The organism is Aureibaculum koreense (assembly GCF_034296135.1).
Taxonomy (GTDB): domain Bacteria; phylum Bacteroidota; class Bacteroidia; order Flavobacteriales; family Flavobacteriaceae; genus Aureibaculum.
The window spans coordinates 70,457-87,073 of the sequence record NZ_JAXKVV010000003.1 but is presented as its reverse complement, the minus strand read 5'-3'; the positions used below and the strand labels follow the sequence as shown (position 1 = coordinate 87,073).

The window sequence follows — 16,617 nt, the reverse complement described above, 5'->3', positions numbered from 1 at the left end:
AGAATGAAAAAATTAAAGTTTATTTTAATACTGGTTTTAGGAATTTTTGTTCTTAATTCTTGTAAAGAAGATTTTTTAGAGACGGTTCCTACAGATCAAGTATCTGCAAGTGAAGCTGTAGCAACCACAGCCACGGCAAAATCGGTGGTGAATGGAATACATAGGTCGCTATACACACGTTGGAACGATATTCAAGGAAATTGTGGTATAGGAGGTATTTATATACATATGGATTTACTGGGCGAAGACCAAGTAGTGCACAGGGAGCAATGGCACAATAGAGTGTATAAGTGGACAGCTGGAAGAAGTGATACTGATTTTTATGCCGAATTTCCATGGAGATCATACTATATAATCATAGCAAACGCTAATGTTTTGATTAACGGTATAGTAGATGCTGAAGGACCTGAAGAAGAAAAAAACGAAATTTTGGGTCAAGCATTGGTATATAGAGCGTGGTCCCACTATCAGTTGGTGCAAACTTATGGCGGTAGATATGTACCTGGTGGTGGAAATTCTCAATTAGGCGTACCTTATAAAAAAAGTGAATTGGAAGAACAATTAGCTAGGAATACAGTTGAGGAAGTTTATACCGAAATTAATAACGATTTAGATGCTGCTATAGTGGCCTTAGACGGATTATCTAGGGCTAATAAGTCTCATATAAATCAAGCAGTAGCAAAAGGCGTAAAAGCAAGAGTAGCTCTGACAATGGGTAATTGGGCTACCGCTATTCAAATGGCTCAAGAAGCAAGAGCTGATTTTAGCTTGATGGATCAAGCTACTTATGCTTTAGGATTTCAAAGTTCATCTGAAAGTAATCCGGAGTTTATGTGGGCCAGTCAAGTTCAATCAGATCAAAATGATGGGTTCGGTACTTATGGTGCTTATATTTCCAGAAATTTTAGTTCTTCCGCCATTCGCGGCAATCCTAGATCCATAAACTCAAAGTTGTACGACATGATTTCCGATACCGATGTTAGAAAAAGTTTGTTTGACCCAACTGGGGAGCATTTGAATCTTCCATCAGGAAAATCATTATTAGATTCTCATCAAAGATTTCCATATACCAATCAAAAGTTTTTGGCTGCAAGTAATGGTGATAGTAGTATGGATGTGCCTCATATGAGAGCTGCGGAAATGTATTTAATCGAAGCTGAAGCTCAGGCGAGAAGTGGAAATGATGGTGACGCTGCTCAAGCACTTTTTGACTTGGTAACTACTAGAGATGATGCTTATACTTTATCAACCAATACAGGTCAAGCATTGATTGATGAGATTATGATCCAAAGAAGAATTGAACTTTGGGGCGAAGGATTCCGATTTTTAGATCTAAAAAGATTGAACCTACCATTAGATAGAACCGGTGCTAATCATAGTGCAGCGTTGGCAGACAATAATTTAGAAATCCCTGCTGGTGATATTCGTTGGGAATGGTTAATACCTCGTGAAGAGTTGGACGCCAATCCTAATATGGTTCAAAACCCTCAATAATTTATATTCCCCAATTTTACAAAAATCCATCTTATTAATTTAAGGTGGATTTTTTATTTTAAAATTTACCTGTTTTCCAAAAATAAGGTGTAAAAAGTATTAATACGGTAAATAATTCGAGCCTACCCAGTAACATTAAAAATGCAGACCACCATTTACCCGCTGTAGGTAAAGCGTTAAAATTATTAACTGGACTCAGCTGACCAAAAGCTGGGCCAACATTACCCAATGATGAGGCAGAACCGCCTAAAGCAGTTACAAAATCCAATCCCATAATTCCAAATACGACTGCACCGAGGGCAAATAAAATAAGATATAAAATAAAAAACGCCATTATGTTGAAAACAATATCTTGAGAAACCGTTTTGCCATTGTAACGTACAGGTATTATGGCACTTGGGTGCATAGAACGCTTAAATTCTATTATGCCATTCTTAATCATTATAATATGGCGAACAAATTTAACCCCACCAGAGGTTGATCCAGCGGATGCACCGAAAAACATCAATATAAAAAATAAAGTGGTTAAAAAAGGTGTCCATGTAGTAAAATCAGCAGAAACAAAACCCGTAGTGGTAATAATTGCTACAACTTGAAAGAAAGCATGTCTGAACGCACTTTCCAATTCTCCGTTTACCATGGGGTGAGCTATTAATTGTGTTTCCGTGGCAACTTTAGAGACGTCTGCCCTGAAAAAAACGATGAGACCAACTATAATACCGATTATTATAACGTTGAATATATAGGTTTTAAATTCTTCGTCTTTTATTATCTTTTTAATTTTTCCAGTAAATGCAAAATAGCTCAACACGAAATTTGTCCCCGCTAAAATCATGAATATTGTTATTATGTACTGTATGGATGGTTGGTCGTTCCAATGGGCAATACTAGCATTTTTAGTAGAAAATCCACCCGTAGAAAGTGTGCTCATAGCATGATTTGCGGCATCAAAAACACTCATTCCTGCTATTTTTAATAGTACAGCTTCTGTAACTGTAAGTCCTAAATAAATATACCACAATCTTTTAGCAGTATCAGTAATCCGTGGATGTAATTTATCAGCTGAAGGGCCTGGTGCTTCGGCAGCAAAGAGTTGCATGCCGCCAATACCTAACAACGGTAAAACGGCAATTGTTAAAACGATAATACCCATACCACCAATCCAATGGGTGGTGCTTCGCCAAAATAGTATGCCTTCGGGCATACTTTCTATATCATTTAAAATGGAAGCTCCAGTTGTGGTGTAGCCTGAAATTGTCTCAAAAAAAGCATTGGTAAAGGTAGGGATAGATTCAGAAAATAGATAAGGGAGAGAACCAGATAACGACATTAAAACCCATCCAAGAGTAACTATAATGTAACCTTCCTGTTTATTGATTTTTTTTGTAAAATTCTTAGTTGTGAATCTGGAAATAACACCCGCTAATATTGTTATTACACCTGCGAAAAATATTCCTTGAGTAGCTCCATCCTCATAAAAATAACTTATGCCAGCAGAAATTAACATAAAAAGACCATTGAAAATGAGAAGAAACCCCATCATTTGAAAAATGATCTTTATATTTAAGTTTTTCATTGTTGATGTAACGTAATCTTATGCAAAAAATTTCTCAACTTTGTTAACTATCTCTGACAAACAGCTGACAACTACTTTGTCATTGGTTCTAATCCTAAAATCACCCAAAGCGATCATACCCTTTCCATCCCTAATTACTCCACCAATGGTAGCTTCTCTCGGGAAGTTTAAATCACGTATGTCTTTTGTAGTTATTTTAGAACCTTCACGAACCTGAAATTCCATTATTTCAACATCCAAATTATTAAGTGTAGCAATTTCCAATACATCGCCTTTTCTGACATGCTTAAAAATACTATTGGCCGCCAATAACTTTTTATTGATAATGCTATGGATACCAATTGAGTGGGACAATTTGGAATAATCTATAATTTCTGCCAATGCAATTGTTTTTTTCACTCCTTTGGATTTAGCAATTAGACATGCCATAATATTTGCCTCTGAACTATCGGTGGCACCTATAAAAACATCCATCCTTTCTATACTTTCTTCCATTAATAATTCAATATCTCTACCATCTCCGTGTACCACAAGGGCATTTGGTAATCTATCGGCAAGTTCTAAAGCCCTGTTTTTGTTTTTTTCTATAATCTTAACGTTTAAATGCTTGCTACACAATTGTTTGGCCGCTCTCCTGCCAACTGAGCTCCCACCCAATATCATTACGTTTTTAACGGGCTCCTTTATTTTTCCGGTCAGTTTGTACAAACCGTTAACACCTTCTTTAACGGTTATAAAATAAGCCAAATCTCCACTTTTAAAAACAGTGTCACCACGGGGAATAATACTATTGTTGGAATTGTCGGTCTGAATGGCAAGAGGCATAAAATGAATTTCTGGAAAAGTGGCTGCAGCTTCCTTAACGGACATACCCACAAAAGGTGCGGTTTTAGATAGTATGATGCCCAATAGGCTTAATTGTCCATCTTCAAATTCGTGCATGTGGTTAAACGCTGCCTGATCTAGAAGCATTCTTATCTCATTGGTGGCCAATTCTTCCGTAGAAATCAATTCATCAATACCAAATTCGGAAAAATTAATTTCGTTTTTGTTATCTATAAATTCAGAGTTGCTTACCCTGGCAATAGTTTGTTTTGCTCCCAGCCTTTTGGCAAGTGCACTTATGGTAATATTAACAGTTTCATTCGAAGTTACTGCAATTAACAAATCCGTATGTTTTACGTCAGCCTGTTTTAGAATTCTAATTGAAGTTGCATTGCCCTTTAATACTTTAATGTCTAAACGCAGATCGGCATAGTTTAAGCGATCTCTTTTTTCATCAATAAGTGTAATGTCGTGAGATTCAAAAGAGAGTAATTTTGCTAAATGAAATCCGACTTCACCAGCTCCTGCAATAATAATTCTCATTGTTAATCATATTAAAAGAGTAACAAAAGTATTGTTTTTTCTTTTATATCTTTAGAGAAATTTTAATTAATGAATTCAGAACAGAAAGCCACTTCAATTAAAAATTGGAAAGAAGATGACAGACCAAGGGAAAAATTGCTTATTAAAGGTAAAGATGCTTTGTCAGATGCAGAATTGGTCGCTATTTTAATAGGCTCGGGCAATAGGCAGGAAAGTGCCGTTGATCTGTCAAAACGGATATTAACTTATGCAAATAATAATTTGAGCGAATTGGGTAAATTATCCGTAAACGATCTTATGCAATTTAAGGGAATAGGCGAAGCAAAGGCTATAACGATAATAACCGCTTTAGAATTAGGAAAAAGAAGACGTTTGGAAGAGGCTTTGGTAAAGCCAAAAATTTCTAGCAGTAAAGCCGTTTTTGAAATTATGCAACCTATTATAGGCGACTTGCAACATGAGGAATTTTGGTTATTATATTTAAACAATTCCAATAAAATTATTTATAAGAATAAATTGAGCAGCGGTGGTATAACGGGTACTTTGGTAGATGTTAGAATGCTATTTAAAAAAGCATTGGAACTTTCCGCCGTTGCGGTTATTCTTAGCCATAATCACCCATCGGGTAACTTAAAGCCGAGCAAGGCGGATACAGATTTAACTAAGAAAATACAAAATGCCGGTAAAACTTTAGATATAAAAGTGCTGGATCATTTAATAATAACCGAAAAAGATTACTTTAGCTTTGCAGATAACAATTTGATGTAATTTCTAATCCAGTTCAGAGTGGTCAGTTGAGTGTTTTTTAAGATAGAACACGGAAGAAAGAGGTTTTGGGATTTGGAATTTTATTTTTCACTAACCACTACAAACTAAAAAAATGCTACTAGTTTATACACATAAATTAACACCCAGATTAACCTATACTTTTAAGCACTTTTTTACCAGAATTTTACAAATTCAAGTAGATTTTACAACCAAAGTTGAGGATTTTATTGCACATGACGGACTTAAATTAACCTATGGTAAACAGCCTTTGGGAAATGAAATATTCATTAAAAGTACAAACCTTTTGTTTGAGCAGGGCATTAACGATGTAGATGTTAATATGGGCAAGTGGAGTGGTGTTGAATGTTTTTTTCAAACAAGGCAAGAAGCTTCTATCCCGTTTGATGTTTTTGCTGCAACTTTTTACTTGTTAAGCAGATATGAAGAATATCTACCACATCGGAAAGATGAACATGAACGTTACCCAGCAGAAGAAAGTTTAGCGTTTAAACATCAATTTTTACACAAACCATTAATAGATATCTGGGCGTATAAATTTAAAGATATTTTATTGGAAAAATTTCCTGAAACTGAGCTAAAACAAAGAAGTTTTGAATTTATTTCCACAATAGATGTAGATATAGCTTATTGCTTTAAACATAAAGGTGTGATTAGAACATTTGCGGGTTATTTTAGAGATTTGTCCAGATTTAGATTGCTAGATTTATGGTATAGAACTATGGTAATATTTGGATTTACAAAAGATCCATTTGATACTTTTGAAGAACTGATCAGCTTTCAGAAACAATATGGTATCAAAACTACTTTTTTCTTTTCAGTGGGAGGTTATACAACTTTCGATAAAAATACATCTTCAAGAAATTCAAGTTATCAATCATTGATAAAATCGGTTGCCGATTATGCTCAAGTTGGTTTGCATCCATCCTATTTTTCGTCAAAAGATGAAAGTATATTGCAAAAAGAAAAATTGCGATTAGAATCTATTGTAAACAGGCCTATTGAAAAATCTAGACAACATTATTTGCGATTTGATTTGCCGGAGACCTACCAAAATTTAGTCAACTTAGAAATTAATGAAGATTATACAATGGGTTATGCAGGACATTATGGATTTAGAGCCAGTACCTGTACACCATTTTATTTTTACGATTTAGAGTACGAAATCCAAACACCATTGAAAGTTTTTCCTTTTGCTGTTATGGATGGCACCCTAAAAGATTATTTAAAACTGCCCAATAAAAAATCATTTGAAATAATTATTGATTTGGCCAATCAGGTAAAAAAAGTGGACGGAACATTTATTACCCTTTTTCATAACGATACGTTGAGCAATAGATACAGATGGAGACGTTGGAGAAAAATTTACATTGATATGTTTAAAAAGTTGTCACCATTAACATAAAAACGTATCTCGATGATTAAATATTTAACTAGAAATCAAATAGATATTGATAAATATGATAGCTGTATTTCAAAGTCAATTAATAGCCGTATTTATGCACATAGTTGGTATTTAAATGCAGTTTGTAATGATTGGGATGCCTTGATTTTAGGTGATTATACTACGGTTATGCCACTACCAAAGCGTAAAAAGTATGGTGTAAATTATATTTATCAAGCTCCTTGGATTCAGCAATTGGGATTGTTTTCAAAAAACAAAATAGAATCAAATTTGTGTGAAGAATTCATTCAAAAAATCCCCAGAAAGTTTAAATTGATCGATATAATGTTGAACACGTCTAATGGTTTTTCTAGTAAACATATAACTCCAAGAGATAATTTTGTGCTATCGCTCGAAAATAAAAATCATAAATCATTACAAAAAGGATATTCCAAAGGTAGGAAAAGTAGTATAAAACAAGCCCAGAAACATGGATTGTGCATACGGACTACAACCACAGCAAATACACTTATTGAGCTATTTAAAGAAAATAAAGGGACAACCGTAAAAAAAACGGAACATGAATATTCAGCATTGAGCAATCTTGTTTTAAAAGGACTTCAACTCGGAAAAATATTTGTTTATGAAGTGTTGAACAAAAAAGGCAAACTGATTGGTGGAGCGGTTTTTTTAAAAGATACGAATCGGATTACTTATTTGTTTTCAGCTTTAAACGACGAAGGTCGAGAAAAACAAGCCATGTCTTATTTGATGGATTTTATAATCATAAAATATGCAAATCAGTCGATTATTTTAGATTTTGAGGGTTCCATGATACTAGATATAGCCTCGTTTTACAAAAGTTTTGGTGCAGAGAAGGAAATGTATTTTCACTACAAGAAATATCGACTTTATTAAAATGGTTTAAAAAATTTTTGAATCCAAAGTTCTGTCATAACCAAATGCCAAATTTTTCTAACATTATTCGTTTTTATTATTAAATCAATTTCTTTATTGTCAAAGAAGTTTCTTTTTTTTAATAATGAAATATTTTCTTGTACAAAATCTTTTAACTCACTTTTATACCAATATTCTAACGGCAGGCCAAAACCTTTCTTTTCCATTTTAAAGCAACTTGTTGCTATATACTTTTTAGCAACTTCCTTTAAAATGTATTTATGGGAATGATTTTTAATTTTATACTTAGAGGGTATTTTAAAAGCTAACTCAATTAAATGATGATCTAAAAAAGGAAACCTTCCTTCAATTGAAAAATTCATAGTAAATTGATCTATAGTTCTTGTTTGGTGATTGCTTATATATGATTTTAAGTTGTAATAACTTAAAGCTTCAATATCATCTGTAAAAACTCTATGATTTGGATATATATTTTCCAAAGAATTTATAGGTTTAAGGTTTTTATTATTAAAAAGCTTTCGTTTTTCTAATTCATTGAAAGTACTATGAAAGTGGGTGTAAAAATCAGCAATGGCATTATAGGATGCAATTTTTTTAGCTAAATCCAAACGCTTGTTTATATTTTTAGGAATTAATTTGAATATCGGATTAAATCTTTTCAAGATTTTCCATCCATTTAATTTATCATAAAAATGATAACCAGCAAAAAGTTCATCACCCCCTAATCCGTTTAAAACAACCTTGACGTGATTCTCTGAAACCACTTTTGATAATGCATAATTCGCAGGTAAATGATGATAGGGTTCTTCATAACAAGTAATTATGGTTTCTATGTTATCTATAACTATATCTGGATTCTCATAATGAATTATATGATTAATGTTATTTATTCTTGCAGTGTCTTTTGCCTGGTTTATTTCGTCATATTCGAAATAGTTGTTGTGAAATCCAAGTGTAAAAGCTTTAATATTAGGTTGTAATTTAGAAGCAATGGAAGATATCGTTGTTGAGTCTATTCCACCGCTCATAAATGTACCTACCTCAACATCAGCGTTTAACCTATATTTAATAGAATTATATAAACTTTCATCTAATAAATCAATTGCTTTTTTTTCGGTCATAGAAAAGTCTTGGATACCAATTGGAATATTCCAATACTTTTTTTTAGTGGTTTTACCGGTATGCAAATTTATTCTGATGTAATTAGCAGGTTCTAATGCTGTTATATTTAAAAAGCAAGTATTGGGACGTTGGGCAATTGAATAAGTATAATTTTGAGAAAGACCATTCCAATTAATTTCAGGTTTATATAATTTTGAGTCTATAATTGATTTTATAGTACTACTAAAAATGAACCTTGTATTATCATGAAAATAATACAAGGGTTTAATTCCCATCCTATCCCTAGCCAAAAAAAATTCATTATTTACTGTATCCAGGATTGAAAAAGCGAACATACCATTAAATTTCTGTAACGCTTCCCCCCCCCATGTTAAATAAGCTTTTAATACCACTTCTGTATCGGAATTTGAAATAAAACTATTGCCTAATAATCTTAATTCGCTTCTAATCTCTTTATAGTTATATATTTCCCCATTAAAAATAATCCAATATTTTCCACTTTTGTCAGACATAGGTTGATGTGCATTATAAGATAAATCAATAATTGATAATCTTTTAAACCCTAGAGCAATATTACTTTTTTTATTTATTGCAGTATCTATATGGAATTTAGGAGCATATGGTAAATCTTTATTCTTGATTTTAAGATTGGTATGACTTCCGTAATAAGGTACTGTAGAATCGCTCTTGAGCAAGAAACCTTCATTGTCTGGTCCTCTATTCTGTAAACTATTGGTCATGTTTTTAATGGCCAAAACTTGATTTGATTCACCATTAAATTCTATAATTCCAGCAATTCCACACATTAGTTAACTATATTTTGATTCAAGAGTTGGATATATTTTTCTGGAATTTTTTTATTAAAAGTGATTTTGGAAAAATCTTCAATATACATACCTTTTGGTTTTATGACTTTGCAGGGATTGCCTAATGCAATAGAATTTTTCGGAATATTTTTAGCTACAATGCTCCCTGCACCTATTACTACATTGTCACCAATCGATACACCGGGTAAAATAACACTATTAGAACCAATAAAGACATTATTACCTATTATAATTGGAAGTGCAAAATCATGTTTGGAATGATCGTCATGCGAATGAATTGATGATAACACCCTAGCTCCTGAACCTATACCCACATTAGATCCAAAAACTATACCATTATTGGCTTCAATGTAAATATTGGGGTTGTCTCCAGGGTCACACAAAATCCCTTTTTTTATATTCTGCCCATTAATGATTACTGAGGTAAAATGTACTGGCCATTTGACCTTAGCATTTAGTCTGAGTATTTTTTGGGGAATTAAAAAATGAAAAAACAATTTATAATAAGGTATATAATTAAATTTGGGTCTGTAATATTCGCCGTATACCAAATTTATTATCCACCCAAAAAGGAAAAAGTCTAATCTTTGTTTAAAAGAAACTTTAGCTTTCACTCGTTTAATTTTAGTTAATGTTTGTTTCATCTTTATATGTTTTAAGCAATCCTAAAAAATAAATTAACAATGCGAAATAACCTACACCGCCAATAATTGAAAAAATAAGGACTGTATAAATGATGTTGTTATATATACTGCCAATATAAATAGCAATAAAGTTAACCAATGCCAAAGCAATATTAAAGAATAGTCCAACATGCATTTTATTAATAATAACAATCAATGAACTAATAGGTGAAAAAGCTGCCTGCCCCAATACAAAAAAGGAAAGTATAAGAATATACATAGTCAAATTATCCCAATCTTTATTAAAAAAAATATCTAATAAATAAATACCTAGAGTATTAATAATTAATAAAATACCCAACATGATTAAAATGTTGGTGAAGGCAACTTTTTTCGTAAAATTATGTAATTTATGTTTTGCATGATTAAAATATTCAGATGCTTTTTGAAAATATACCTGCGAAATTGACGATGAAATAATAAATAGAGGTACAGATACTACTTTTAAACTTAAAGCATAAACGCCTGATTGAGCAACTGAAAAATATGCCAATATCAGTATAGGCAGAATATAATTGGCAATGCTGTTAATTACACCAGATGGAAAAGCAAAACGTAAAATATTTTTATGGTTTTTTATAGTTTCTTTAAAAAGTTTCATGTTAGGTTTTCCAATGATTTTCTTTGAAGTTAGGTAATAAAACAAAAAAGTTATAAACACCGCACCCGAATAACCGTATATAAGTCCGTTTTCGCTAATATAAAATAAAAAGAACTGAAATAAAACTGTACAAATAGAAAGTAAAACACGGGCATTGGCAATATTTTTAAATTTTGATTTCCTTGTGGCATAAGACTCTAACAACTTAGAATTTGATAAAAACAAGGAACTAACACTACTGTATAGTAAAATAGTGTAAGTTATGGCATGTTCTAGAAAAAAAGCTCTGAAAAAAATAAAAAATATGAGATAAAAAAAACTAATTAATGCAATAATGACCAATATGGCATTTACCATATTTTCACTTTTTTTATCAGATTTATCTGTAATAACTATGTATTCTAATTTAAGGCTGTTTATAATGGTTAAAATACTTACAAAACTTAAAAAAACACTATAGGTGCCATAAAGTTCAGGTGCATAAATTTTTGCTAAAAATAAGGCTCCAATAACATTCACAATCTGGGCAATAACAGTTCCGCTAAATAGTGTTGCTATATTTTTTTGAAAAGATGTTGAAAAAAAAGTTTTATAATTTAGTTTCACTAATGTTTTTCTTTGTGTTCAAAGATAAATTAAAGAATTCACAAAACATTAAATTGAATTTTCAAATTACGAGCCACAAATTTTTATCTTTGGATTTTTAAAAGTATCATATTGAACTCAAATATTAAACACGTTTTTTTCGATTTAGATCATACTTTATGGGATTTTGAAACAAATTCTGCTCAGGCATTTGAATTTATTTTTAAAGAGAGTAATGTAAATATAAATATTGAGGACTTTTTATTCCATTATAAACCTATTAATTTTAGGTATTGGAAAATGTATAGGGAAGAACGGGTAAGTAAAAAAGTACTACGGTACAATCGTTTAAAGGAAACATTTGATTTAATGTCCTATAAAATTTCCGATGACCACATTAATCATTTAAGTACAACGTACATAGATAATTTACCAAATTATAATGTACTTTTTGATGGAACAACCGAGATTTTAAACTATTTATTGCCCAAATACAAATTACATATTATTACCAATGGGTTTGAAGAAGTGCAAACCAAGAAAATGAAAACTTCAGGTATCTTACACTTTTTTGACAAGATTATTACTTCGGAAAGTGTAGGTGTAAAAAAGCCAAATCCTAAAATTTTTAATTATGCGTTGCAACTAGCTGAAACCGACGCTGCAAATAGTATTATGATAGGTGACAACTACGAAGCAGATATCTTAGGTGCACAACGGGTAGGTATGCAAACTATTCATTTTAGAGATTGCAATGAAACTACTTGCGATGGTACAATAAATATAACGGATCTTCTAGAAATTAAGCAATATCTTTAAATCAGTTATCTTTATCGTTTTAATTCCAATTGAATGAAGCGGTATATAACATACTTTCTAAGTAGCATCGTAATTACAACAATATTGTCATGTACCAGCAATGTTGACTTCGACCAGATTAATAATATAGAAATCAATCAAAATTTTTCTTCACCTTTTATCTATTTTAATATTGATCAAAACAGGTTTTTGAATGCTAATGGCAGTTCCGAAATACCTACAATAACGGACATTAGTGTTTTCGATATTTTTGATACCGATTATGTTCAAGATAATCTGGTAAAGGCAAATTTTAATTTTGAAATTGAAAACACTTTTAATCGGAATTTTGAACTGGAACTTTCGTTTTTAAATGCAGACAATGCCATTACAAACAGTTTTGTAATAAATGTTCCAAATAACAGTAAAGTTACGCACCTTCAGGTTTTTGAGGGTTTGGATTTACTTTCTTTAAAATTTTCTCAAAAGCTGAGAGTGTCCGTTAATTTGCAACCAAGTTCAAATTCAAGTATGCTTTCTGAAGATGCTGAAATGAAGCTCATAATAAAATCATCTGCTAACCTTATATTTAAAGTAAATTGATGCAATTACAGAAATATATAGTGTGCTTTTTAAGTTTTATTATATTTCAAAGTTATGCTCAAAATAAAAAATTTCTTTACGGAAATATTGAGATACCACAGTCTCTATTGTTAAATCCTGGAGCGGAGGTGGACTATAAAAAACATATCGGCATTCCTTTGCTGTCTGGTTTATACCTAAATGTAGGCTCAAATAATTTGACCGTTAAAGATATATTTGCTGATGATGGCATAGATATAAATGACAAAATAAGGAATCATCTTTTTAGAATGAAATCAACTGATTTTTTTACGGCTAACGAACAAATTGATGTAATTAATATAGGATATAAATTAGAAAATAATAGAGATTATTTAAATTTTGGCTTTTATCAGGAATTCGATTTTATAGCTTATTTTCCCAAAGATCTGGCAGTACTATTTTATCAAGGAAATACCGACATTAACGGAAATATTGAGTTAAATACCAATAGAAATATTAAACATCTTAATTTTAAAGGGGAAGCTTTTGGTGTATTCCATGCAGGTATTTCAAGAAAGATAAACAACCAACTCAATATCGGAGCTAGGGTAAAATTATATTCGGGAATTTTTAATGCTCAATCAATTAAAAACAAAGGAAGTTTTACTACTATGTTGGGTACTGATAATATCTACAGACATCAATTACAAAACCTAGATTATAGATTTCAGTCATCAGGATTACTTGAAGATGACCAACTAAGTATTTCTGCAAATAATATTTTAAGTAATTTATTTCTAGGGGGCAACTTAGGTTTGGGTTTTGACTTGGGGTTCACCTATAATTTAAACGAAAAAACGAAAATTTCAGCCAGTATTTTAGATGTTGGTTTTATTGCCTATTCAAATAATGTTACCACTTATACAAACAAAGGCGATTATTCATTTGAAGGTATTGGTCTGCTTTTTCCTGAAAACGATCCCGTTCCATATTGGGAGAATTTAATCGTAGATTTTGATGAGCAAATTAAAAGAGAAGGGAACAGTAAAACGTATGTTTCTTTACCATCTGCAAAATTAAATGCAGGTTTACAATATGGTTTTGGCAAAAAAATAAGAAAATTGCCACCAATTATAGATTGTCATGCCAATAATGGATTTTCATTGTACAATTATCAAAATGAAGTTGGTGTTCAATTATACAGTATATTCAGACCTAAATTGCCCCAAACTGCGGCTACATTGTTTTATGCCAGAAGGGTAAATAATTTTTTACGGGCTAAAATAACATATACTGTTGATAGTTATTCTTTTTCTAACATAGGTCTAGGATTTTCTACAAGAATTAATAAATTTAATTTTTATGCTTCCGCCGATAATCTTTTGGGTTATGCTGATTTTTACAATTCAAAAAAAATGTCGCTCAGTTTAGGGGCAAATTTAATTTTTGACTAAAATTATCCTTATATTTATCAACTAAATTTTATACTATGAAGATGAAATCGTTATTATTTGTCCTAGTACTTTTTATTTCAAATGGCCTTATCGGGCAATCGTTAAATGAATACAAGTATGTAATTATACCTTCAAAATATGATTTTCAAAAGTCGGAAGATCAATATCAGTTAAATTCTTTGACCAAGTTTTTATTTGAAAAAGAAGGGTTTGAAACTGTTTATGCAAATCTTGAATTACCGGCTGAGATTTCAAACAACCCTTGTTCTGCATTAACGGCAAAGGTTAATAACGAATCCAATATGTTTACGACCAAATTGGTTATTGAGTTGGTTAATTGTAAAAACCAAAAAGTATTGGTTACCGATGAGGGTAAAAGTAAAGAGAAAGAATACAAAAAGGGCTATCAAGAAGCATTACGTGAGGCATTTGAGGATGTAATAGCTCAAAATTATAGTTTTTCCAAGAGTAATATGCTTCGACCTGCAGAAGAACAAGTAGTTGAAGAAGAGCCAGAAGTAATTGAAATAATAGAAACTTCTGAAGATGAAACTACTGACGAAATTGGTATTACCGAGATGGTAGAAGTTGAAGAAACCATTGAGACGGAAGAGACCAATATCAATAATAAGGCTGAGCCAGAGTTAACAATATTGTATGCCCAGGCAAATAAACTGGGATACCAATTGGTGGACAGTTCACCAAAAGTGGTTTTTATATTGTTAACATCGAGCATAAAAAATGTTTATATACTCAAGAATAAGAACGGAATGGTTTATAAACAAAATGGAACTTGGGTGGCGGAGTACTTTAATGGAACTGAATTGGTAAAAGAGTCGTTGAATATAAAGTTTTAGCAACCATAATTAGATTTTTTCTAACAAATAGAACGGTCTAATAACCATATTTATCTTTCCAACGTTTTTTTAGAAATTCCCTAAAGCTATTTTCTCTACTGTTATTACCCGGGTCGTAGAGTTTTGTATTTTTAATTTCATCAGGTAAAAATTCTTGATCAATAAAATTATTATCATAATTATGGGCATATTGATAGTCTTTACCATAATCCAGATCTTTCATTAATTTGGTTGGGGCATTTCTCAAATGTAATGGTACGGATAAATCTCCAGTTTGTTTTACCAATTGTTGGGCGTTGCCTATGGCCATATAAGAAGCATTACTTTTTGGGGAATTTGCCAGATAGACCGCACATTGACTTAATATAATTCTCGATTCAGGGTTGCCGATTACCGAAACAGCTTGAAAAGTAGAAGTTGCCAGCATCAAGGCATTTGGGTTGGCGTTCCCAATATCTTCGGATGCTAAAATGACCAATCGTCGGGCAATGAATTTTACATCTTCGCCGCCCTCAATCATTCTTGCCAACCAATAAACCGCTGCGTTGGGGTCACTGCCACGAATGGATTTTATAAAAGCGGAAATAATGTCATAATGTTGTTCGCCCGTTTTATCATAACGAACCGTATTATTTTGGACTTTCTCCAGCACTTTATCGTTTGTAATTACTACGGGATCATCTTCTGTATTGACGATCAACTCAAAAATATTCAACAATTTTCTTGCATCACCACCTGATAGTTGTAATAGTGCATCAGTTTCTTTTAACTTTATTTTCTTTTTAGAGATAATTTCATCTTCAGCAATTGCCCTATCCAATAAAGCAATTAAATCAACTTTATCAAAAGAATTTAAAATATAAACCTGACATCGAGAGAGTAGTGCAGGAATGACTTCAAAACTTGGGTTTTCAGTAGTAGCTCCAATTAATGTAACCCAACCTTTTTCAACCGCCCCTAACAAAGAATCTTGTTGTGATTTGCTAAAGCGATGTATTTCATCAATGAATAAAATAGGATTTTTCGTAGTAAATAAACCGCCACTTTGTTTAGCTTTGTCAATAACTTCACGTACATCTTTAACTCCAGAATTTATCGCACTAAGCGTGTAAAAAGGCCGTTTAGATTCTTCTGCAATTATATTCGCCAATGTGGTTTTACCAATACCTGGGGGTCCCCATAAGATAAGTGACGGAATGACACCTCTTTTAATATGAGCGGTTAAAGCTCCGTTTTTACCGACCAAATGTTGTTGACTTATATAATCGTCTAGAGTTTTTGGTCTTATACGTTCTGCCAGCGGTGCATTCATAATACAAATTTAGTGAAAAGGAGTTATTAAGTTATTAGTTAATGGGTTATTTGTTTTTTAGTCTTTGGTCATTAGTTCTTGTTTGCCCTCCATAGCCTTGGCGAATGAGGGTCATTGTGAGGAGCATAAACAAAATACTATAGGATTATTTTAATTTTATATGCGACGTCGCAATCTAATTTATATTACTACTGATTCTATTGATAAAACCAATTGATAACTACAACACCAGCTTTTACCCTGACAATTTGTACCTTTATCTTTAATTGGACATATTTTTGAATATAG

General features: G+C 31.9%; 14 protein-coding genes. 8 read left to right on the top strand and 6 right to left on the bottom strand.

Annotated elements, in window-relative coordinates:
* Positions 1–3 precede the first annotated feature (3 nt).
* A complete protein-coding gene (locus tag UMM65_RS04170; protein WP_321975219.1) occupies positions 4–1,494 on the top strand; it encodes a RagB/SusD family nutrient uptake outer membrane protein in 1,491 nt (496 codons plus the stop codon).
* Between the two features lie 58 nt (positions 1,495–1,552).
* Here the strand turns inward: UMM65_RS04170 and UMM65_RS04165 are convergent, their stop codons facing one another.
* Together UMM65_RS04165 and trkA are read right to left on the bottom strand one after the other, a co-directional pair.
* A complete protein-coding gene (locus tag UMM65_RS04165) occupies positions 1,553–3,070 on the bottom strand; it encodes a TrkH family potassium uptake protein (protein WP_321975218.1) in 1,518 nt (505 codons plus the stop codon).
* 18 nt (positions 3,071–3,088) lie between these two features.
* Positions 3,089–4,438: a Trk system potassium transporter TrkA gene (gene trkA / locus UMM65_RS04160; protein WP_321975217.1), complete on the bottom strand. Its 1,350-nt coding sequence runs from the start codon at positions 4,436–4,438 to the stop codon at positions 3,089–3,091.
* A 69-nt stretch (positions 4,439–4,507) separates the two neighbouring features.
* Here trkA and radC point away from each other — a divergent pair, with 69 nt between their 5' ends.
* From radC to UMM65_RS04145, 3 genes are all read left to right on the top strand, one after another.
* A complete protein-coding gene (gene radC / locus UMM65_RS04155) occupies positions 4,508–5,206 on the top strand; it encodes a RadC family protein (protein ID WP_321975216.1) in 699 nt (232 codons plus the stop codon).
* A 112-nt stretch (positions 5,207–5,318) separates the two neighbouring features.
* Positions 5,319–6,629 (top strand): polysaccharide deacetylase family protein, encoded by a 1,311-nt coding sequence (locus tag UMM65_RS04150; RefSeq protein WP_321975215.1) that lies wholly within the window; start codon positions 5,319–5,321, stop codon positions 6,627–6,629.
* Positions 6,630–6,641: 12 nt separating this feature from the next.
* Entirely contained in the window at positions 6,642–7,526 is an 885-nt protein-coding gene (locus tag UMM65_RS04145) for a peptidoglycan bridge formation glycyltransferase FemA/FemB family protein (RefSeq protein ID WP_321975214.1), read from the top strand.
* On the opposite strand, the gene asnB is transcribed toward UMM65_RS04145, so the two are convergent.
* Genes asnB through UMM65_RS04130 form a run of 3 tightly spaced genes read right to left on the bottom strand, consistent with a single transcriptional unit; the run spans position 7,523 to position 11,365 of the window.
* On the bottom strand, positions 7,523–9,454 hold the full coding sequence (gene asnB / locus UMM65_RS04140) for an asparagine synthase (glutamine-hydrolyzing) (protein ID WP_321975213.1): 1,932 nt from the start codon (positions 9,452–9,454) through the stop codon (positions 7,523–7,525). The genes UMM65_RS04145 and asnB overlap by 4 nt on opposite strands.
* Positions 9,454–10,119: an acyltransferase gene (locus tag UMM65_RS04135; protein WP_321975212.1), complete on the bottom strand. Its 666-nt coding sequence runs from the start codon at positions 10,117–10,119 to the stop codon at positions 9,454–9,456. The genes asnB and UMM65_RS04135 overlap by 1 nt, the downstream gene beginning before the upstream one ends.
* Positions 10,100–11,365: an oligosaccharide flippase family protein gene (locus UMM65_RS04130; RefSeq protein ID WP_321975211.1), complete on the bottom strand. Its 1,266-nt coding sequence runs from the start codon at positions 11,363–11,365 to the stop codon at positions 10,100–10,102. Before UMM65_RS04130 ends, UMM65_RS04135 begins: the two co-directional genes overlap by 20 nt.
* Positions 11,366–11,476: 111 nt before the next feature.
* Here UMM65_RS04130 and UMM65_RS04125 point away from each other — a divergent pair, with 111 nt between their 5' ends.
* Genes UMM65_RS04125 through UMM65_RS04110 form a run of 4 tightly spaced genes read left to right on the top strand, consistent with a single transcriptional unit; the run spans position 11,477 to position 15,017 of the window.
* Positions 11,477–12,163, top strand: a complete 687-nt coding sequence (locus tag UMM65_RS04125; protein WP_321975210.1) for a YjjG family noncanonical pyrimidine nucleotidase — start codon at positions 11,477–11,479, stop codon at positions 12,161–12,163.
* Between the two features lie 33 nt (positions 12,164–12,196).
* Complete coding sequence (locus UMM65_RS04120; RefSeq protein ID WP_321975209.1) at positions 12,197–12,745, top strand: hypothetical protein; 549 nt, start codon at positions 12,197–12,199, stop codon at positions 12,743–12,745.
* Positions 12,745–14,160: a DUF5723 family protein gene (locus tag UMM65_RS04115; protein WP_321975208.1), complete on the top strand. Its 1,416-nt coding sequence runs from the start codon at positions 12,745–12,747 to the stop codon at positions 14,158–14,160. The genes UMM65_RS04120 and UMM65_RS04115 overlap by 1 nt, the downstream gene beginning before the upstream one ends.
* Before the next feature lie 41 nt (positions 14,161–14,201).
* Positions 14,202–15,017: a hypothetical protein gene (locus UMM65_RS04110; RefSeq protein ID WP_321975207.1), complete on the top strand. Its 816-nt coding sequence runs from the start codon at positions 14,202–14,204 to the stop codon at positions 15,015–15,017.
* Positions 15,018–15,054: 37 nt separating this feature from the next.
* Here UMM65_RS04110 and UMM65_RS04105 read toward each other — a convergent pair whose 3' ends face one another.
* Positions 15,055–16,329, bottom strand: coding sequence for a replication-associated recombination protein A (locus UMM65_RS04105; protein WP_321975206.1), 1,275 nt, complete (start codon positions 16,327–16,329; stop codon positions 15,055–15,057).
* Positions 16,330–16,617: the final 288 nt, after the last annotated feature.